This window comes from Actinoplanes utahensis (genome assembly GCF_016862455.1).
GTDB classification, from domain to species: domain Bacteria; phylum Actinomycetota; class Actinomycetes; order Mycobacteriales; family Micromonosporaceae; genus Actinoplanes; species Actinoplanes utahensis.
The window spans coordinates 59,556-76,570 of sequence record NZ_BOMZ01000082.1 but is presented as its reverse complement, the minus strand read 5'-3'; the positions used below and the strand labels follow the sequence as shown (position 1 = coordinate 76,570).

Below are 17,015 nucleotides of genomic sequence, written 5' to 3'. Positions count from 1 at the left end.
GCCACCTCCAAGTTGCTCCGGCCGGGCGCAGTGAGTGACGGATTTCGAGGCTATCGACATGACTGGCAGCACAGACCTGAGCGCATCGGCTCCAGCAGCCGACAGCGCGCCCCCGGCTGCGAGGGAATTGCGCCACGCGTTCGCGGGCTTCGCCACCGGCATCACAGTGGTCGCCGCGCTCGTCGACGGACGCCCGACCGGTATGCCGGCGAACTCATTCAGCTCGATTTCTCTGGACCCACCGCTGGCCGCACTCAGTTTCGCGCGTACCTCGACGACCTGGCCGCTGCTGCGCCGCGCCCCACAATGGGGCATCAGCGTCCTCGGCGAACACCACAAAGCCGACCTCGCACGACTCTCGCGTCCCGCAGCCGAAAGGTTCGACGGAGTCTCCTGGGTCTCCAGCCATGGAGCGGTCTTCCTGGAACATGCCAGGACAACTTTCCGGGTTGGCGTGGCGGCTGAAGTCGACGCCGGGGACCACGTGCTCACACTGCTGCGTATCCACGCTCTCCGCCGCTCGACCGACGGCGGGCCACTGATCTTCTACAACAACCGCCTGCACGGTCTAAAGCCCGAGCAGTCATGATCACTGCCGCGTCCAGCGTTTCCAAGCTCTCCAGGACGTTCAGCAGACATAGCCGGACCAGCCGTACTCCTCGCCGATCTCCTCACCGAATTGGTGGACCACTTCTCCGGCACGCGCCGAGCCGGCCGCGCTGACGATCGCCGGCAGGTCGCTGCCCTTGACTATGCAGAGCGAGGCAACGGATGACACCGACGGATCCTATCGATCGGCTGGCCACCGGGCCCGCGAGCGCACCGGAGACGTGGCGAGTCGCTCGCCTCGCCGGAGGCCATCCGGATCTGCCGCAGATAACGCGCGATCTGCCCCGGACCGGTCGTCACCGCGCGCGATGAGTCCGCCGGAAGTGAACCAGAGCCGGTGAATGTCAGTGCGTCGCGACATCGAATGTCAGTACGGCCCGGGCCGACCGGTTCACCTCCCGCGCCTCGCGGGCGTTCTTCACGACGCTCCGGTCGCCCACCGTGGAAAGAGTCTGAGTCACCCGGCCGGGCTTCTGGCTTCCGAGCAACTCATCTCGGCCCTTTACGCGTTCTTCCCCGGCCTCGCGCCGCCACGTTGCCGCAGCTGGACTCGGGCTCAAGCCGTAGCTCCCCTTTTCGGCGAACTTTTGGTAGACAGTAGCGATGGCGCAGAAGATCGAGGAAAAGACTGTTTCGGCAATTGTCGACTACAACTTGGTCGGCATCGCCGACGAGGGGTATGACGGACCGGACAAGCCAGTCTCGCCGAACGAGGTGAACAACTGGTTCAGCACCTGTGCCGGCAATGTCTATCTGGAGAGCGAAGAGACGATCGTCCACGCGGAAATGCATTTCGAGACCTGGGACGGGCCGGCCGAGTTCGACGCCAGTGCATGGCACCGCAGCGACGTCATCGTGCAGGAATGGCAGAGCGGCGAACTGGCGCTCGACCAGATCGCCGCGGGCGCCACCCCGGGCGTCTACCGGCTGCCGTCGCCCGGGCCGTGGCACATGCGGCTGGCCTGGCGCGACGAGCCGGCGCCCGAGCCGGACGAGCTGCCTTGGGCGTCGGTCCTCGTGCAGTTCTGGCGGGCGTAGGAGAGGCCGGGGCCCGGTGCCGGGCCCCGGCCTTTTTCTCACGGTTCGATCGGTCCCGGGTCGTCCGGGTCCGGGTCCTCGGGGTTGGGGTCCGGGACCGGCACCGGGCCTGTGTCGGTGGTGGTGATGAAGAACCGCTCACTGTCGAGGATGCGGTCGACCTCGTACCAGCGGCCGATCCGCCGGCCGGCCTCCTGGTTCTGGCTCCTGTTCACCCAGCGCACGGAGTAATCGAGCTCGTACTGCGCCCCCTCGTACTCCGAACGGGCCGACCCCTCGTAGGTGGAGGCCATCGCGTACTCGTCGCAGTCGAACGGGCCGCCCGTGTCCGGCTTCGCCGGCATGGCGACCGTCTTGCAGAAGTTGGTCGACACCGTGCGGTTACGGGTGGCCCGGGTCCGCAGGGCAGCGCTCTTGGCGCCGGCCAGGCGGTGCAGCGGGTCGCCCGGGGTGGCGCCGTGCAGTACCTTGTCCGCTTTCAGCGGCACGGTCGCGGCCGGGTTGGTCCGGGCGTCCTCGATGTGGCGGGCCGCTCCCTCGACGGACGGATCGGTCTCGTTGAGCGACAGTCCCGGTACCGCCCGGTCGAAGACCGAGCCGAGCTTGTCGGTGTTGGCGACGTTGAGGTACCAAGCGGTGTCGAACCGCATGCCGCCCTCGGGGCTTTCGGTGTCGAGGAACTCGATGTACCAGGGCAGGTCGAAGTCGTACTCGACGTGGAAGACACCGGTGCCGATCTGCTCGCCGGCGCCGGCCGACGGGGAGGACGCCTGCGAGTACAGGGTGAGTTCGGCGTCGTCGTCGGCCATCCACTGGTTGAGCGACTTGTCGTTGTCCTGGGTGAACCCCGCGAAGCAGGCGTTGGCGTCGGTCTGCGGGAAGTCCTCGTCGAGATAGTTGCCGTCACATTCGAGCTCGGCCTCGAGCCGGGCACCGCCGCCGAGCCACGGCCCGGTCCGGGTCAGGATCTCGACGTCCAGGTCGAACTCGGCCCAGCGGGTGGTCGTGGCGACCTCGGCCGCGCCGATCTTGCCACGCCCGACCAGCGTGTTGCTGGACAGGAAGTTGCCGACGACCTTGCAGCTCGGCGGGAAGATGCCGCACTCGACGGCGGGCATGTAGACGAGGTGGATCTGGCAGTACGAGAAACGGTTCTTGATCCAGCCGGCGTCGGCGGACGCCCGGTCGTAGTTGGCCTCGCACTCGTCGCCGGCGATGTAGTTGTACGGGTCGGCCGGCTTCTTCCCGCCGTTGAAGCGCGACGAGTCGGTGACGAAGCTGACCGGCTCGGCCAGCGCGGCCGCACGCCGCTTCGACTTCGACGGCCCGTTCGCGGTAGCGGGCGCGATGCCCAGCGCGTCGAGGTTCTTGCTCTTGGCGAACTCGGTGACGACCCGCTGCGGGTTCTTCACCAGGTCGGGATCGGAGATGACGTACGGGATGATCTTGTAGGTCTTCTTCTCGGGTGCCGCCTGCGCCCCCGCGGCGGGCGTGAGGGCGAGCACCAGCCCGGACACGGCCGCCCATACGAGCATTGACGCTCGTCGGTGCATGATTGTTCCTCTCCAGTCACCATGCATACATGGATGCGTCCGCAAATGCGGTGGAGCAGGGGATGGTGACCTCGAAACAGTCACACCCATAAGAATTCCGCAGATGCGCGCACGTCATCGCGGCGCCTCCTACGGGCACCGCGGAAATTGCCTCCCTCGTCTTTTACTCCACCCGGCCGACGATCATTGCGCCGAGCCGGCCCCGCGTCGCCGGTGCGTTTACAATGCGTGACATTCCGACGCCGACGACCCGAGTATGCCAGCGGGGAGAGATCGTTTGTGCCCCCAAGGGCCATTGACGAGAACAAATTTTTATAGACGTACGTCAAAGGATTTCATCAGCTGCCCGGCCTCGGGAGATGCGCCATGATGGAGCAATGAAGCGTGCCTCGCTCGCCGTAGTCCTGACCGTCACCCTGTCCGGCTGCGGGTTCCAGGGGCCGGGCGGAACCGTGACGGCACAACCGCTGCCCTCCGGCTCCACCCCCGCCGACGCGTGCGCCCCGCACAACCTGGCCGCGATGGCGGGCAAACCGGTCACCGCCGCGATCGCCGCCAACCCCGGCCTGTCCGGGATGGTAGCCGGGCTCGACCGGGCCGGCCTGGGAACGCTCGACGAGGCGCCCGCTCTGACCCTGTTCGCGACGTCCGACCGCTTCCTTGCGGTGTTCCCGTTCCAGCGCATCCCCCCGCTGTGGGACGACCCGGCCGAGCTGGCGCAGCTCTTGAAGCAGGCCGCCGTCCCGCAACGTCTGGAACCGGACCGGCTACCCGGCACGCACACCACGATGGGCGGCACCCAGGCCGTCGTCACCACCGATGCGGGCCGCCTGCGGGTGAACGACACGAGGGTGGCCTGCCAGCAGCTCGACACCACCAACGCGGCGATCTACATCGTCGACCAGATGGTGCCCCAGCGGTGATCGCGACGGCGGCGAGGTAGCGCACGGTGGCACGTTCGTCGTCGTGGTTGCACACCCAGCGCACCGTCGCCGAGCCAGGCGCGGCACGACTGCCCCATCGCGCAGGGTGCCGTGCGCGTACGCGATATCGGTCTCGACCAGCGGATCCTCCTCGGCGCCCGCGTCTTCGCATCGTGGACCCCGGATCCCGACTCGGGGCGCGATCGTCGCCTACGTGGGTTGCGCTGTGAAGTCCTCGACTGTCACCAGCAGCGCGCGCATCGAGCCGTGTTCAAGGACCTGGGCGAGCTCGGCGGCCGCATGGAAGATCTCCGGGGAGGGCTTCTTGTGGCCGATCGCCTCCGAGACGACCCATCCGTGTACCAGTCGGTCAAGGCCGGTGTTGCGGATCTTCGCTTCCTGCTGCGATGTGCGGCCATTGGTGACGATCACGCAGGTCCAGCCATGTGCACGCGCCGACATCAGCGCTTCCTCGCAGGCGCTCTCCAGCACCCCACGGTCGGCTGCCCCGTTGTCGAGCAGAGTACGGATCGCAGCCCGGGGCACGAGGTCCTCGCGATGCCGAACCGGCTGCGCACCGGCAACCGGTGGGGCGACGTCACCCTCGGCCAGTTCCAGTTCGGGTACGAGATCTCCGGCACGAACGGCCGGGCCGCGTTCACCACCGACGGCTACGGCCTCACCGTCAGCTGACCGCGCCCGGGTCCCGGATCGCCGTGGTCCGGGACCACCGGGCAGGATGATCACATGTCCGAGTCGCCGATCGCCGTGTTCGACGTGGACGGGGTGGTCGCCGATGTGCGGCACCGTCTGCGGCATGTCGCCCGCCGGCCGAAGAACTGGCAGGCGTTCTTCGCGGCCGCCGACCGGGATGCGGCCCTGCCCGAGGGGGTCGAGCTGGTACACCGGTATGCGGCCGATCACCGCGTGGTGTGGCTGACCGGCCGCCCGGAGCGGTTGCGCCGGGTCACCGAGACCTGGTTCGCCCGGAACGGGCTGCCGGCGGGCCGCCTGCTGATGCGGCCGGACCACGACCGGCGGCCGGCCCGGGAGTACAAGCACGACCGGCTGCGCGCCCTGGCCCGCGAAGGGATGATCGCCGTGGTCGTCGACGACGATCCCGCCGTGGTGAAGGTGCTGAAGGCGGCGGGTCTCCCGGTGCGGCTGGCCGACTGGGTGGGGTACGCCGAGTCGCTGCGGCAGGCGCAGGAACGCGACGGGCGTACCTGAACGCCTACACCTTGACGGCGCCGATGCCGAGGGTGCTGCCGGCCGGCAGCGCCCCGGCGGTGAAGACGGCGCCGAGCAGGGGCCGGTTGAGTTCGGCGAGACGTGCGGCGCGGGTGTCGCCGAGGGCCCGCCACGGCGCGGCGGCCAGCTCGTCGGTGTGCCGTTCGACCCGGTCGCGCAGCTCCTGACCGGCCGGGGTGGCGGTGCCGTCGGCGTGGAGGAGCCCACGGCCGGCGAGCCGCTGCCGGGCGGCCGCCCACTCGTCCGGGCTCCATCCGCGCCCGGCGAACCCGGCGACGGGCGCGGCGCCGACCGCGGCGAACGAGACGAGCGCCTCGCAGGCGTCCAGGCCGGCGGCGCGCAGAGCGGTCAGGTGGCCGTCGCCGCGGTGCTCGCGCAGGATCGTGTAGGCGTGCCAGAGCGCGACGTGCGGCTCGTCCGGCCAGGGCAGGTCGAGGTTGGCCGCGGCCAGCGGCCGATGCGCCACATCGATGCTCTCCGCGGCGCGCCGGGCCAGGTCGGCGGCTTCCCTGAGGTCGCCGTCATGGAGCGCCCGGAGGGTCCGGTCCACCGCGCGCCACCGCGCCTCGAGGACTTTCGCGGGCGCCGCCGTGTCCCAGATCGCCGGGATGTGCCCGGCGATCGTCGCCGGGCTGAAGCTGTAGTAGGTGGCGGCGGCCAGGTGCGGGCCGGCCGCACCGAGGGGCGCGGTGCGCCACGCGAAGTAGCTGGGCCAGCGGGACGTGACGTCGTAGCCGAGCGCCGCCGCCTCCTCGAACGCCTGTGGGCTGAAGTAGAGCGTCGCGTGCACCGGCTCGATCTGGTGCCACATGGACCGCGCGAGTGTGGGCATCGCCATCGTCCTCACTGTCTATGTACGCTATGACAGTGACGATAGAGCCCGGGCACATCACTGGTCAATCCCAAATAGACAGTTACGTCAGCCGGTGGATCGAGCAGGCTGTCACCCTGATCAACTCCACTGACGACATCGGCGAACTGGCGGCCGTCGCCGACGCGCTGCGTCCCGTCTTCGGCGCCGGCGAGCACCTCGACGCCGCCGTGACCCGGCTCAACGACCTCCTGGCCCGGCACGGCGCGGTCCCCAACCTGCACGGTCACCCCGGGCAGTCACCGGTCCTCGCGTTCCACCGCCCGGACGCCACCCGCGTCGACGCCTGGGCCGCCGACATGGGCACCGCGATCGCCATGGTGATCGGTGTCGGCCAGGCCGCCCGGCTCGGCGCCTGCGAAGCCGAGCGCTGCGCGCGTGTCTTCTTGGACACCACCCGCAACGCCTCCCGCCGATTCTGCGGCCTGACCTGTCAGAACCGGGCGAAGGCCAGCGCCTACCGGGCACGAAGGGCGGCACGCTGATCGATTTGTCGGCATGATGCTCCGGTGCACCCGTTGATCGCCGCCTTCGGCCTCGCCGCCGCCCTCTCCGCGATCGGCGCGGGGCTGGAAGGACCCGAGATCCGGTACGGCGCGGAGACCGCGGCCATGCTGATCCTGGCCGCGGTCGTCGCGGTCGCCGGCCGGTCCGCCCCACGGCCGCTGCGCCTCGCCCTGCTGGCCGTCGCCCTGCTGCCGGCCGCCTCCGCCGCCGTGCAGCTCATCGCCACCTGGATCCCGTCGCCCGGCCCGCCGCCGCGCGGCGCCAACGGCTGCCCGATCACGACCGGCCCGTTCGCCGAGTACTGGCGCGACCAGCTCTGGTGGGGCCAGCTGGCCGAGTTGCTGCGGTTCGGCGCGGCCGGCTCCGCCGTGGTGGCGGTGCTCGTGCTGCCCGGGTCCCGGCGCGCCCGCACCCTGGCACTGCTGACGCTACCGGCCGCGGTGTTCGGCCTCTTCGTGATCCTCTCCGGCCCGCAGGACCTGGACCGCGTCGTCGCGATCTCCCCCGGCCTGCTGACCGTGATCGCCGCCGGCGCCCTGACCGCCGCAGCCGTGACCCGCACGGTCAGCGGCCCGGCGACCCGTGCCGCCCTGATCGCCGGCGCTGTCCTGACCCTGCTCCCGGCCCTGTACGCTCCCGACGACCTGGCGATCCTGCACCGGCAGATCCCCGAACCGGTTCCGGAGAACGTCCTTCTGGTGTGCGGCTACGCGATCGCCGGCGCCCCCACTCCCACGTTCACCGCGGTGGCCCTGACGGTCGCCGCAGCCGCCCTGTCCCTGGCCGCACCCGCCCTGCTCACCTGGGCGGTCCAGCGCGCCGCCGACCGGCTCAGCTGAGACGTTCCCGCCCTTCCCGGATCACGTCGATCCCGGCGTTGCCACTGCCGTGCGCGGGCGTGTCCGCGGTGGGTTCGGTGTCCACCGGGCTCGCCTCGGTCTCCTCGGCTCCGGTGACGTGCTGGTCGGTGCTGCTGCCCGCGTCCTCGCCGTGAACCTTCCGCTCCTCGCCCATCACTGCCACCTTCCGCTCGGACCGGTCGTCGGACACCGCATACCCGCAGCCGCTCACGAGAATCCTGTGTATGTTAGGACCTTCCCTAGGATCATTAGGAAGGCGGACGGCCATGCCCCGCGAGAGACTCACCCCGGACGCTCTGGTCTCCGCAGCCGCCGACCTCGCCGACGAGATCGGCTTCGACCATCTGACCCTGTCGGCGCTCGCCAAGCGCTCCGGCGTCCGCGACGCCAGCCTCTACACCCACATCGGCGGCCTTGCCGACCTGCGGGAGCGGGTGGCGATGCTGGCGCTCGGCGAATGGGCCGACGCGCTCGGCGAGGCCATCGCCGGACGATCGGGCCACACCGCCCTCACCGCCTTCGCCGACACCTACCGCACCCTGGCCATGGGACGGCCCGGCCGCTACGCCGCGACCCGGCACCCCGTCCCACCGGATCGGCTCGCCGCGTCGGGTGACGCCGCGCGCATCATCGACGTCTGTTACGCGCTGCTGCGCGGCTACGACCTGTCCGAACCGGACGCCACCGACGCGGTCCGGCTGCTGCGCAGCACCCTGCACGGTTTCAGCGATCTGGAGGCCACCGGCGGCTTCACCGCCGACCACAGCCTGGACACCTCGTGGCACCGGGCGGTCGAGGCTCTCCACCACACCCTGACCCACTGGTCCGACATCTAGACAGGAGAGACCCATCCCTACCGCCACGCTCACCGTCAACGGCACCACCATCGACTACGACCAGCGCGGTGACGGCCCGCCCCTGCTGCTCCTGCCCGGCGGCTCCGGTCACGCCGGTGTCCTCGACCGGCTCACCGCACACCTGGCCGGCCGCTACCGAGTCGTCGCGATGTCCAGCCGCGTCGCCTCGGCGGCGCGACCCGGCGGCATCACCGCGGACCAGCACCCGAGGATCCACGCCGACGACACCCGCGCCCTGATCACGGAGCTCTTCGACGAGCCACCGGCCGTGTTCGCCTTCAGCGCCGGCGCCATCACCACGCTCGAACTCCTCGCCCGCCACCCCGGGCACGTTCGCCTCGCGGTCGTCCACGAGCCACCGGTGACAGCCCTGCTGCCCGACGCCGCCCGTCACCGCAGCGCCCTCGAAGCGGTCCGGGCGGCCGCGCGCACCGACGGCCCGGCCGCCGCGGCCCAGCTCATGACCGCCGCCATGACGGCCCCCGGCCCCGGCGCCACCCCCGCCACGCTGCACCACCCCGGCGACTGGCTCGACGGCTACGCCGGCACGCGGCCCGAACCACCCACCCCGGAACTGCGGGAGTTGTTCACCCGCCTCACCGCCCTCCAGCCGCTGTTCCTGGAGCACATCCTGATCCCGTTCACCACCAGCGAACCCGATCTGACCGCGCTCGCGGCATCCTCCGCACGCCTCGTCCCGGCCGCCGGCATCGACTCCCGCGGCCAACTGCCGTACCGGGCCGCCGCAGCGCTCGCCACCCGCCTCGGCCTGCCCCTGACCGAGCTCCCGGGCGGTCACCTCGGTCCCGTCGAGCGACCGGCGCAGCTGGCGCACGCGCTCAGGGCGCTGCTCAGCGAGCCCCCGAGGCCGATGTCAGGAGACCAGCGCAGGGCCGAAACCTGAGGGCGCAAGTCCGGGTTATTCCTCATGTCGCTGATGTTCCGGCGACCGGAGGAGAGGCAGTCCATGCGTACGATCCTGAAGAAGGCGGCACTCGTCGCCGCCTCCGTTGCCGTGCTCGCGCCGGGCACCGCCGTCCAGGCCAAGCCGGCGCGGACCGTCACCGCGCTGCTCGGCACGTACGACTTCGGGCGTGCGGGGGTGATCGGCCAGTCCGGGAAGCAGGCCGGGGTCTGGCGGTCGTACTCGGTGCGGTCCGGGTTCGCCGGGGACGACCTGATCGTCACCTACCAGCCGCGGACCCGGCCGGCCAGACACGAGACCCAGGTCTACACCGCCGCCTTCACCGAGGTCGCCGACGCGTCCGCCGAGTGTCGCAAGGTCGGCGCGGACGGTGTCGCCCGCCGGGTGTGGGTGTCGTTCCGCTGCCGCACCGGGTTCGCGCCCAGTTACACGCTGCTCGTGCGCTGACTGATCCGGCGCTGATCGGGTAGCCGCTGAGGCATGACCGACAGCACCCGTCTGCGGGCCGCGATCGAGCGGGAGACGCCCGGGGTCCGCGCCGACCTGGAACAGTTGATCCGCATCCCGGGGACCGCGTTCGACGGGTTCGACCACCGCGTTCTGGAGCGCTCGGCCGCGTACGTCGCAACGCTGTCGGCAGGTTGTGGTCCGCAGGTCCGCATCGCCCGCTCGGGCGGGCAGCCGGCGGTCACCGGATGGCGGCCCGGCCGGCCGAACGTCCTGCTCTACGCCCATCACGACGTCCAACCGGCCGGCGATCCGGGGCTGTGGACCACTCCCCCGTTCGCGCCGGTGGAACGTGCCGGCCGGCTCTACGGGCGTGGCGCCGCCGACGACAAGGCCGGGGTGATGGCGCACGTCGCGGCACTGCGGGCCTGAGGTGACGATCTTCCGGTCGGCGTGACGGTGTTCGTGGAGGGCGAGGAGGAGTACGGTTCGGCCTCCCTGGAGCGGCTGCTGACCGACAACGCCGACGTTCTCGACCCGGACGTGATCGTGATCGCCGACTCCGACAACTGGGACATCGGCCGGCCCGCGCCGACCACGTCGCTGCGCGGCACGGTCAGTCTCCTGGTCGAGGTCCGGCCACTGCGCGCGGCGGTGCACAGCGGCATGTTCGGCGGACCGGCGCCCGATGCGCGGACCGTGCTGACCCGGCTGCTCAGCACCCTGCACGACGATGACGGGGCGGTCGCGGTCCCCGGGCTGACCCGGCACACGGCCGCGACCGTCGACTATCCGGAGGAACGGTTCCGGGCCGAGGCCGGGGTCCTCCGCCGAGGCCCTGCTGCTCGGGCTCATCGGAAATGTCAGGGGGTGACGCTAGGGTCCGGGGCGTGCTGGAGAGACTCGATGAGGTGCCGTGGGCCGAGCTGACACACGCCTACGGATCGGCGGCCGACGTTCCCGAGCAGATCCGGGCGCTGGGGTCCCCCGACCCCGCGGTGCGCAAGCAGGCCTATCACGATTCCTACGGCAACATCTTCCACCAGGGCACCCGATATCAGGCGACCGCGTTCGCCGTGCCGTTCCTGATCGAGCTGCTGGCCGACCCGTCCACCCCGGACCGGGCCGGGCTCCTGGACCTGCTGGCGGCCCTGGCGGTCAGCTATGACGAGTCCCTGCTGCCGCATCCGTTCCCGATCGCCGACCTGCGGCGCCGGGCGGCCGGCGGCGAGGCGGTGCTGGCCGGGAAGCCGCTGCCCACCGGCGAGGAGGACGACTCCGGCGACTACGAGTACCAGGACTCCCTGGAGGAGGACGACCAGGAGCGGATGTACGCCTACATCGACCTGTGCGCCTACCAGGCGGTCCAGGCCGGCGTCCCGCTCTATCGGCAGCTGCTGGCCGACCCGGATCCCGCGGTGCGGACCGCCGCGGCGTACGCGGTGGCCTGGTTCCCCGAGGACGCCGCCGGGAGCATCGGCCCGCTGACCGTCGCCGCCACCGACCCGTCCGACACGGTCGCGGCCTCCGCACTGGTCGCTCTCGGTCTGCTCGGCGCCGCCGACGCCGGCTCGCCGGCCGCTCTGCGCGCGGCGGTGGCCGGAGCTCGCGAGCTGCCCCGCTGGGGCGCGGCTGTCGCGCTGGCCGCGCTGCACGGCCCGGACACCGAGCCGGCCGCCGTGGCCGAGCTGCACACCTGGGCCGCCGGCGACCACCGAGCCCGCCGCGGGATCCCCTACCTGGAGGGCGACCTGTCCGGTTACGCCGCTCTGGCGCTGCGCCAGCTCGGCGACGCCCACGCCGGCACGGCGTTCGACACGCTGCTCACCCGGATTCCCTCGGTCGACGGCCCGGCGGCCATGCCGGTCGTCAAGGAGGCGCTGCGTCACGCCTTCCCCGCCGGCCGGGTCGCCGCGGGCACCCGGTTCGCCGACCTCACCGACCGCCAGCAGCGCCTGGTCCGGGCCCTCGCCGCCTCCCCGTCGACCTGGCAGTGGGGCGACTTCGGTTCCTTCGGCAACTTCATGGGCATGGTCGGCGGCTACGGCCTGCCGACGACCGCCGAGGACATGGCCGCGTTCGCCGCCGGCGGCCGGTCATCGTGACGGCACTGTCCCGTCACCCATCGCCGGCTGCCGTCCTGGTCCTTGGTCGGGCTGCCCGGCGCCGGAAAGACCACCCGCGCCGAAGCTCTCGCGCGAACGCACCGGGCGCTGCGCCTGACCCCTGACGAGTGGATGATCCCGCTGTTCGACGGCACCCAGCCGGACGGCAAGCGGGATCTGCTGGAGGGCCTGCTGATCAGGGTCGCCCTGGAGACGCTGCGCCTGGGCACCAGCGTCGTCCTCGACTTCGGTCTCTGGAGCCACGACGAACGCTCCGCCCTGCGCTGGCTGGCGGCCACGGCCGGCGCCACCTGCCCGATCATCTATCTGCCGGTCAGCGCGGACGTCCAGCGGGCCCGGATCGCCCACCGCCAGGCGACCGCACCGCACACCACGTTCCCGATCTCCGACACCGAGGTCACGTACGGCCGTGATCTTTTCGAGGCCCCCGACCCCACCGAACTCCACGGCGGCCCGCCGATCCCCGATCCTCCACCGGGCTGGCCCGGGCTGACCGTCGTCAGTGTGCTCTTGGTTGGTATCGCTGCAGCTGCTGGCTGTCCTGGCCGACAGTGACGCCCTCGTCTATACCGCGGCCGTGCTGTGGGGCCTCGGATGGGGCGGCGTCCCCACCTTGCTGCAGACCGCGGCCGCGGATGCCGCGGGCGAAGCTGCCGACTCGGTACAAGCCATGCTCGTCACGCTCTGGAACGTCGCCATGGCCGCCGGCGGAATGATCGGCGGTCTTCTGCTCCGCTCCTTGGGCGCGGACTCCTTCCCCATCAGTGTCCTGTTGCTTCTGACGCCGGCCCTGATTCTCGTCGTCGCAGCTCGCAGGCACGGATTTCCCGTCGTACGCGCGGCCACCACACCGTGAAGACCATTCCCGAACCGTCATGCGGCCGGGTGAGCCGTCGGGTGAACCGTTGGGCGGGCTGTCCCAGCCCAGGTTCTTGGGGGCCGATTGTCGGATGATCGTTCGATGGATGATCTACGGGAGCTGAACGATCGCTGGTGGGACTGGCAGGTGGAGCGGTGGGACGTGGCCGCGCTCCGGCTGGTGGCGGACAACGACCTGACCTATCACCACAGTGTCGAGGTGACGTTCAGCGATGTCGCCTGGGTGTCCTGCGCGGATCTCTTCCACCATCCGGTCTTCCGGGATCCGACCCCGGCGGAGCGCGGCTTCGCCGGGCAGGTCACGGGCGACGACGAGTATCGGCTGTTCGCGTGGGACGCCGAGACGGCCGCCGGAACCGTGCCGATGATGATCATCGCGCGTGACGTCCGCATCGAGTCACCCGGTGTGGTGGTCAGGCGAGTGTGACGTCCAGGTGCGTGGTGTCGTCGAGGCGTACGACGCCTCGGTTGTGGAAGAAATCGTCCTCACGCAGCGACGTGATCCCGCCGGACGAGAAGCGGAAGTTCACGAGACCCGCCGCGTCGATCGGCATGCCGATCCAGGCCGCGACGAGGAACGTGGCCGTGCCGCCGTGCGCGACCACGACCTGGTTCTCCGCGCTGGACCGCAGGATCCGGTCCAGCGCCCGGTACGCCCGTACGGCCAGGTCCCATTTGGTCTCGGCGCCCGGCACCCCCTCGTCGTGGCGCATCCGTTCACCGGTCGCGGGCGGCGGGATGAACCGCTCGTCGAGCCACGCCTGTGGACGGCCGCCGGCCTCCCCGTAGGATTTCTCCCGCAGATCGGCGTCCAGCACCACGTCGGCCCCGAGCCGTTTCGCGACGATCTCCGCCGTACGCCGGGTCCGCAGCAGGTCCGACGAGTGCACCTCGACCGGGCCGTCCGCCGGAAGCAGGCCGGCCAGCGCCTCCGCGATCCGGGCGGCGTGCGTGAGCCCGCGGTCCGTCAGGTCGGAGTCGAACCATCCGCCGACGAGGTCGTCGACATGATGGGTCGCCTCCGGATGGGTGACCAGGTAGACGTTGCGCACCAGGATGCCTCTCAGGTCTGACGTGTCGGGTGGACGGCGGCTCGCCGGGCGTCGGCGGCGGCGAGCGCGGCGCGCATCGATTCCCGCGCCGCCGGGTCCCAGGGGCCGGAGGAGGCCATCGGAATCTCGGTCATGAACCGGCGCTCGGCCTCGGGGATCAGGGCGGCCACCCGGTCGGGGTCGGCCGCCGCGGTCGCGTAGAGGGCGGGCCCGTCGGCGTAGAACAGGTCGAGGACCACGAGCCGGCCGTCGGCGGCGCGCATCACGTTGGCCGGGTTGCGGTCCAGCGGGCCGCACCAGGGCAGCTCGCACCGTGCCTGGGCATGGACGCGCCGCACGATGGCGGCGAGTTCGGCGACTTCCGGCGCGCCGGCGGCGAGCGCCCGGTGGAAGGCGGCGGCGTCGGGCTCGGGGACGGGTGTGAGCCATTCCAGCAGTTGCAGGTCGCCGCCGCCGGTCAGGCGCCGGTGGGCGTACAGGACGGGTACCTGGCGGGTGTGCGCGGCCTGTGCGTACAACGCCGCGGAGTACGGCCCGGTCGGGTCGAACGGGCTGATCCGGGCGGCTCTCGTGCCGTCGGGTGAACGCAGCGCGATGGCCCAGTCGCCGGCGCCGCCCGGGGTCCAGCCGTCACCCAGCAGCTTCTGTTCCGCCTCGCGGGGTGTCATGCCGTCGAGAGTAGACGCCGGTCCGGCGGACCGGGGTGTCCGGGGAACGGCCCCCTCGCCCGTTCCCCGGACACCTGATCACCGACCGTACCGACCGGAGCCGGCATCGTCGTCCCACGCGGGGTTGACCCCGCCTCCCACCGTGGTGGTAGTTCAGGCGCTGAGGGCCGGGTAGTCGGTGTAGCCGCGGTGGTCGCCGCCGAAGAACGACGCGCGGTCCGGGGTGTTGAACGGGCCACCGGCCGCGAGCCGGGCCGGCAGGTCCGGGTTGGCCAGGAACAGCGCGCCGAACGAGACCAGGTCGGCGAGACCGTCGGTGATCAGGGCGAGTGCGTCCGGGCCGGTGACGTCCGGGTAGGTGGCCGGGTTGACGATGAACGTGCCCGGCCACTGGGCCCGCAGCCTGCGCGTGAGCTCCCGGTCGGGGCTCTCCACGATGTGCAGGTAGGCCAGGCCGGTCGCGGCGAGCCGGGCGACGAGGGCGGTGTAGACCTCCTCCGTACCCTCCTCGGTGATGTCGTTGTAGGGGTTGTCGGGAGAGATCCGGAAACCGACCTTGTCGGCGCCGATCGCATCGGCGACCGCCGCCGCGACCTCCGCGCCGAACCGGATGCGCCCCGCCACGCTGCCACCCCAGCCGTCGGTGCGACGGTTGACGCCGGACGCCAGGAACTGGTGCACCAGATAACCGTTGGCGCCGTGGATCTCCACACCGTCGAACCCGGCCGCGATCGCGTTGCGGGCCGCGGTGACGAAGTCGGCGATGGTCGCGGTGATCTCGTCCTCGGTCAGCTCGTGGGGGACGACGAAGTCCTTGGGGCCGTCGTGGGTGTAGAGCTGGCCGGCGGCCCGGACCGGTGACGGCGCGACCGGGATCAGGCCGTCCGGCAGCAGGCTCGGGTGACCGATCCGGCCGCTGTGCATCAGCTGCGCGAAGATCACGCCGCCCTCGGCGTGCACCGCGCCGGTGACCTGGCGCCACGCCTCGACCTGCTCGGCCGAGTGCAGGCCCGGGGTGTCGTCGTAGCCCTGGCCGACGACCGACGGCTGCACACCCTCGGTGATGATCAGGCCGGCGGAGGCGCGCTGCGCGTAGTAGGTGGCGGTCAGTTCGGTCGGCGTCGCGCCGGGCCCGTAGGCGCGACTTCGGGTCATCGGCGCCATCGCGATGCGGTTGGCCAGCTTCGTGCCGGCGAGATCGTACGAGTCGAATGCGTCAGCCATGGCCGTACCCCTCAGATAAAGTTCGTGGCGCGAACCAAGTTAGTTCGCGGCACGAAGTAACGCAAGGTAGGGTGGAGCACATGACGGACATCCCGGGACTCGGCAACACCCTGGTGTGCCTGTCCACCATGATCCAGCGGCGTTACGCGCAGATCTGCGCCGATCACGACCTGACCGTCGCCCAGGCCCAGCTGCTGTGCCTGGTCAAGGACCGGCCACGCCGCCTCGGCGAGCTGTCCCACCTGCTCGGCCTCGCCAAACCCGGACTGAGCGGCCTGATCGACCGCACCGAGCGCCGCGGCCTGGTCCAGCGGGTCTCCTGCGCCCAGGACCGCCGCGCCTGCGACCTGACCAGCACCCCGCTGGGCAAGGAGATCGGCGACGCCCTCCACGCCGACGTCGGCGCCCGCCTACCGGAGATCGTCGCGGACCTCCCCGCCGACGACCGCGCCACCTTCGCCGGCCTCGCCGCGGAGATCACGGGCTGCCATTAGACGCATCGATCACGGATAATCCCCCGATGCGGATCTCCCGGAGCGTCACCGCCCTCGCCGGCGCCGGCGGGGTGACCGTCTTCCTCGCCGCGGTGACCGCCCTGCATCTGCTGCCCACCGGCCTGGACCCGATCGGCCGGACGATCAGCGAATACGTCGACGAGCCCTACGGCCGGCTCCTCCCCCTGGCCGGCCTCGGCATCGGGCTCGGCTCACTCGCCGTCGCGCACGCCCTGGCCCCGCTGATCACCCGCCCCGCCCTGATCGCGCTGACCGTCTGGGGCCTGGCGATGCTGGTGGTCGCCGCCGTCCCCACCGACCCCGCGCCACCCGGCCGCCCGGTCACCCTGACCACCGCCGGCACCGTGCACCTCACCGCCGGCGCGATCGCCTTCCTGGCACTGCCGGCAGCCGCCGTCCTGATCACCCGGACCACCCCGCCCGCATACCGCATGCTCCGGATCCTCGGCTACGCCACCCCGTTCGCGCTGCTGCTCTTCCTGCTGACCCTGACCAACCGCCCACCGATCTCCCGCCTGATCGGTGAGCCGATCGCCTACGGCCTCGGCGAACGCCTCATGATCACCGTCTACTGCGCCTGGCTTCTCGCCGCCGCTTTCCGGGCACTTCCAAAACCCTGATCCGGTACGCCGTCGGCCGCCCCTCGCCAGACCACCACCGGCCTGCTCTCCCCGCGGAGGCCGACGCCGCCGGGTCCGCGCCCCCCCGGT

At 71.3% G+C, this 17,015-nt stretch carries 24 protein-coding genes and 1 pseudogene; 17 read left to right on the top strand and 8 right to left on the bottom strand.

From position 1 onward, the window contains the following. Window positions 1-34: 34 nt before the first annotated feature. A complete protein-coding gene (locus Aut01nite_RS28575) occupies window positions 35-589 on the top strand; it encodes a flavin reductase family protein (RefSeq protein ID WP_083998728.1) in 555 nt (184 codons plus the stop codon). A 39-nt stretch (window positions 590-628) separates the two neighbouring features. Here the strand turns inward: Aut01nite_RS28575 and Aut01nite_RS28570 are convergent, their stop codons facing one another. Beyond that, window positions 629-778 (bottom strand): hypothetical protein, encoded by a 150-nt coding sequence (locus Aut01nite_RS28570; RefSeq protein ID WP_161790604.1) that lies wholly within the window; start codon window positions 776-778, stop codon window positions 629-631. A 434-nt stretch (window positions 779-1,212) separates the two neighbouring features. Between Aut01nite_RS28570 and Aut01nite_RS28565 the strand changes: the two genes are divergently transcribed. Further along, window positions 1,213-1,647 carry a hypothetical protein gene (locus tag Aut01nite_RS28565; protein ID WP_152628610.1) on the top strand — a complete coding sequence of 145 codons (435 nt, stop codon included), beginning with the start codon at window positions 1,213-1,215 and terminating at the stop codon, window positions 1,645-1,647. A gap of 38 nt (window positions 1,648-1,685) precedes the next feature. On the opposite strand, the gene Aut01nite_RS28560 is transcribed toward Aut01nite_RS28565, so the two are convergent. After that, window positions 1,686-3,182 (bottom strand): NucA/NucB deoxyribonuclease domain-containing protein, encoded by a 1,497-nt coding sequence (locus Aut01nite_RS28560; RefSeq protein WP_043524089.1) that lies wholly within the window; start codon window positions 3,180-3,182, stop codon window positions 1,686-1,688. A gap of 395 nt (window positions 3,183-3,577) precedes the next feature. Between Aut01nite_RS28560 and Aut01nite_RS28555 the strand changes: the two genes are divergently transcribed. Continuing rightward, window positions 3,578-4,123 (top strand): fasciclin domain-containing protein, encoded by a 546-nt coding sequence (locus tag Aut01nite_RS28555; RefSeq protein WP_043524087.1) that lies wholly within the window; start codon window positions 3,578-3,580, stop codon window positions 4,121-4,123. Window positions 4,124-4,333: 210 nt separating this feature from the next. Here the strand turns inward: Aut01nite_RS28555 and Aut01nite_RS28550 are convergent, their stop codons facing one another. Further along, on the bottom strand, window positions 4,334-4,669 hold the full coding sequence (locus tag Aut01nite_RS28550; protein ID WP_052163506.1) for an HAD family hydrolase: 336 nt from the start codon (window positions 4,667-4,669) through the stop codon (window positions 4,334-4,336). 12 nt (window positions 4,670-4,681) lie between these two features. Here Aut01nite_RS28550 and Aut01nite_RS44435 point away from each other — a divergent pair, with 12 nt between their 5' ends. Continuing rightward, window positions 4,682-4,816 (top strand): hypothetical protein, encoded by a 135-nt coding sequence (locus tag Aut01nite_RS44435; protein WP_268871694.1) that lies wholly within the window; start codon window positions 4,682-4,684, stop codon window positions 4,814-4,816. Window positions 4,817-4,870: 54 nt separating this feature from the next. After that, window positions 4,871-5,353, top strand: coding sequence for a phosphatase domain-containing protein (locus tag Aut01nite_RS28545; RefSeq protein WP_043524086.1), 483 nt, complete (start codon window positions 4,871-4,873; stop codon window positions 5,351-5,353). A gap of 4 nt (window positions 5,354-5,357) precedes the next feature. Here Aut01nite_RS28545 and Aut01nite_RS28540 read toward each other — a convergent pair whose 3' ends face one another. After that, the gene (locus tag Aut01nite_RS28540; protein ID WP_043524084.1) at window positions 5,358-6,212 is read right to left on the bottom strand and encodes an SCO6745 family protein; all 855 of its coding nucleotides are present in this window, start codon (window positions 6,210-6,212) and stop codon (window positions 5,358-5,360) included. 29 nt (window positions 6,213-6,241) lie between these two features. Here Aut01nite_RS28540 and Aut01nite_RS28535 point away from each other — a divergent pair, with 29 nt between their 5' ends. Together Aut01nite_RS28535 and Aut01nite_RS28530 are read left to right on the top strand one after the other, a co-directional pair. Next, window positions 6,242-6,730, top strand: a complete 489-nt coding sequence (locus Aut01nite_RS28535; RefSeq protein ID WP_052163505.1) for a CGNR zinc finger domain-containing protein — start codon at window positions 6,242-6,244, stop codon at window positions 6,728-6,730. 24 nt (window positions 6,731-6,754) lie between these two features. Beyond that, complete coding sequence (locus tag Aut01nite_RS28530) at window positions 6,755-7,591, top strand: hypothetical protein (protein ID WP_043524083.1); 837 nt, start codon at window positions 6,755-6,757, stop codon at window positions 7,589-7,591. Here Aut01nite_RS28530 and Aut01nite_RS28525 read toward each other — a convergent pair. Further along, window positions 7,584-7,766: a hypothetical protein gene (locus tag Aut01nite_RS28525; protein ID WP_043524174.1), complete on the bottom strand. Its 183-nt coding sequence runs from the start codon at window positions 7,764-7,766 to the stop codon at window positions 7,584-7,586. The two genes, Aut01nite_RS28530 and Aut01nite_RS28525, sit on opposite strands and share 8 nt — an antisense overlap. Before the next feature lie 112 nt (window positions 7,767-7,878). On the opposite strand from Aut01nite_RS28525, the gene Aut01nite_RS28520 reads away from it, so the two are divergent. The 8 genes and pseudogenes from Aut01nite_RS28520 (at window position 7,879) to Aut01nite_RS28485 (ending at window position 13,273) form a co-directional block, all read left to right on the top strand. Then, window positions 7,879-8,448 carry a TetR/AcrR family transcriptional regulator gene (locus tag Aut01nite_RS28520; protein WP_043524082.1) on the top strand — a complete coding sequence of 190 codons (570 nt, stop codon included), beginning with the start codon at window positions 7,879-7,881 and terminating at the stop codon, window positions 8,446-8,448. A gap of 13 nt (window positions 8,449-8,461) precedes the next feature. Then, on the top strand, window positions 8,462-9,373 hold the full coding sequence (locus Aut01nite_RS28515) for an alpha/beta fold hydrolase (protein ID WP_043524081.1): 912 nt from the start codon (window positions 8,462-8,464) through the stop codon (window positions 9,371-9,373). Window positions 9,374-9,436: 63 nt separating this feature from the next. Then, complete coding sequence (locus Aut01nite_RS28510) at window positions 9,437-9,841, top strand: hypothetical protein (RefSeq protein WP_083998744.1); 405 nt, start codon at window positions 9,437-9,439, stop codon at window positions 9,839-9,841. A 33-nt stretch (window positions 9,842-9,874) separates the two neighbouring features. Further along, window positions 9,875-10,666 (top strand): annotated as a pseudogene (locus Aut01nite_RS28505) (M20/M25/M40 family metallo-hydrolase); the annotation flags it as partial. Between the two features lie 65 nt (window positions 10,667-10,731). Further along, complete coding sequence (locus Aut01nite_RS28500; protein ID WP_152628608.1) at window positions 10,732-11,946, top strand: HEAT repeat domain-containing protein; 1,215 nt, start codon at window positions 10,732-10,734, stop codon at window positions 11,944-11,946. Between the two features lie 42 nt (window positions 11,947-11,988). Further along, entirely contained in the window at window positions 11,989-12,522 is a 534-nt protein-coding gene (locus tag Aut01nite_RS28495; protein WP_236642628.1) for a P-loop nucleotide/nucleoside kinase family protein, read from the top strand. Beyond that, window positions 12,482-12,823 (top strand): hypothetical protein, encoded by a 342-nt coding sequence (locus tag Aut01nite_RS28490; RefSeq protein WP_043524079.1) that lies wholly within the window; start codon window positions 12,482-12,484, stop codon window positions 12,821-12,823. Before Aut01nite_RS28495 ends, Aut01nite_RS28490 begins: the two co-directional genes overlap by 41 nt. Before the next feature lie 105 nt (window positions 12,824-12,928). After that, window positions 12,929-13,273: a hypothetical protein gene (locus tag Aut01nite_RS28485; RefSeq protein ID WP_052163502.1), complete on the top strand. Its 345-nt coding sequence runs from the start codon at window positions 12,929-12,931 to the stop codon at window positions 13,271-13,273. Here the strand turns inward: Aut01nite_RS28485 and Aut01nite_RS28480 are convergent. The 3 genes from Aut01nite_RS28480 to Aut01nite_RS28470 all read right to left on the bottom strand — a co-directional run bounded on the left by Aut01nite_RS28480 (window position 13,260) and on the right by Aut01nite_RS28470 (window position 15,790). Beyond that, window positions 13,260-13,898 (bottom strand): histidine phosphatase family protein, encoded by a 639-nt coding sequence (locus tag Aut01nite_RS28480; protein WP_043524077.1) that lies wholly within the window; start codon window positions 13,896-13,898, stop codon window positions 13,260-13,262. The genes Aut01nite_RS28485 and Aut01nite_RS28480 overlap by 14 nt on opposite strands. 11 nt (window positions 13,899-13,909) lie before the next feature. After that, window positions 13,910-14,566 (bottom strand): hypothetical protein, encoded by a 657-nt coding sequence (locus Aut01nite_RS28475; protein WP_043524076.1) that lies wholly within the window; start codon window positions 14,564-14,566, stop codon window positions 13,910-13,912. A gap of 153 nt (window positions 14,567-14,719) precedes the next feature. Further along, window positions 14,720-15,790, bottom strand: a complete 1,071-nt coding sequence (locus Aut01nite_RS28470; RefSeq protein WP_043524075.1) for an alkene reductase — start codon at window positions 15,788-15,790, stop codon at window positions 14,720-14,722. Between the two features lie 80 nt (window positions 15,791-15,870). Between Aut01nite_RS28470 and Aut01nite_RS28465 the strand changes: the two genes are divergently transcribed. After that, window positions 15,871-16,284 (top strand): MarR family winged helix-turn-helix transcriptional regulator, encoded by a 414-nt coding sequence (locus Aut01nite_RS28465; protein WP_043524074.1) that lies wholly within the window; start codon window positions 15,871-15,873, stop codon window positions 16,282-16,284. 26 nt (window positions 16,285-16,310) lie between these two features. Then, window positions 16,311-16,925 carry a DUF998 domain-containing protein gene (locus Aut01nite_RS28460; protein ID WP_043524073.1) on the top strand — a complete coding sequence of 205 codons (615 nt, stop codon included), beginning with the start codon at window positions 16,311-16,313 and terminating at the stop codon, window positions 16,923-16,925. Window positions 16,926-17,015: the final 90 nt, after the last annotated feature.

What these genes read in the sequence shown, in the direction of transcription:
- Aut01nite_RS28565 (WP_152628610.1), top strand. Translation starts at nt 1,213, where the DNA reads ATGGCGCAGAAGATCGAGGAAAAGACTGTTTCGGCAATTGTCGACTAC.
- Aut01nite_RS28560 (WP_043524089.1), bottom strand. Translation starts at nt 3,182, where the DNA reads ATGCTCGTATGGGCGGCCGTGTCCGGGCTGGTGCTCGCCCTCACGCCC.
- Aut01nite_RS28555 (WP_043524087.1), top strand. Translation starts at nt 3,578, where the DNA reads ATGAAGCGTGCCTCGCTCGCCGTAGTCCTGACCGTCACCCTGTCCGGC.
- Aut01nite_RS44435 (WP_268871694.1), top strand. Translation starts at nt 4,682, where the DNA reads ATGCCGAACCGGCTGCGCACCGGCAACCGGTGGGGCGACGTCACCCTC.
- Aut01nite_RS28545 (WP_043524086.1), top strand. Translation starts at nt 4,871, where the DNA reads ATGTCCGAGTCGCCGATCGCCGTGTTCGACGTGGACGGGGTGGTCGCC.
- Aut01nite_RS28540 (WP_043524084.1), bottom strand. Translation starts at nt 6,212, where the DNA reads ATGGCGATGCCCACACTCGCGCGGTCCATGTGGCACCAGATCGAGCCG.
- Aut01nite_RS28525 (WP_043524174.1), bottom strand. Translation starts at nt 7,766, where the DNA reads ATGGGCGAGGAGCGGAAGGTTCACGGCGAGGACGCGGGCAGCAGCACC.
- Aut01nite_RS28520 (WP_043524082.1), top strand. Translation starts at nt 7,879, where the DNA reads ATGCCCCGCGAGAGACTCACCCCGGACGCTCTGGTCTCCGCAGCCGCC.
- Aut01nite_RS28510 (WP_083998744.1), top strand. Translation starts at nt 9,437, where the DNA reads ATGCGTACGATCCTGAAGAAGGCGGCACTCGTCGCCGCCTCCGTTGCC.
- Aut01nite_RS28485 (WP_052163502.1), top strand. Translation starts at nt 12,929, where the DNA reads ATGGATGATCTACGGGAGCTGAACGATCGCTGGTGGGACTGGCAGGTG.
- Aut01nite_RS28475 (WP_043524076.1), bottom strand. Translation starts at nt 14,566, where the DNA reads ATGACACCCCGCGAGGCGGAACAGAAGCTGCTGGGTGACGGCTGGACC.
- Aut01nite_RS28470 (WP_043524075.1), bottom strand. Translation starts at nt 15,790, where the DNA reads ATGGCTGACGCATTCGACTCGTACGATCTCGCCGGCACGAAGCTGGCC.
- Aut01nite_RS28465 (WP_043524074.1), top strand. Translation starts at nt 15,871, where the DNA reads ATGACGGACATCCCGGGACTCGGCAACACCCTGGTGTGCCTGTCCACC.
- Aut01nite_RS28460 (WP_043524073.1), top strand. Translation starts at nt 16,311, where the DNA reads ATGCGGATCTCCCGGAGCGTCACCGCCCTCGCCGGCGCCGGCGGGGTG.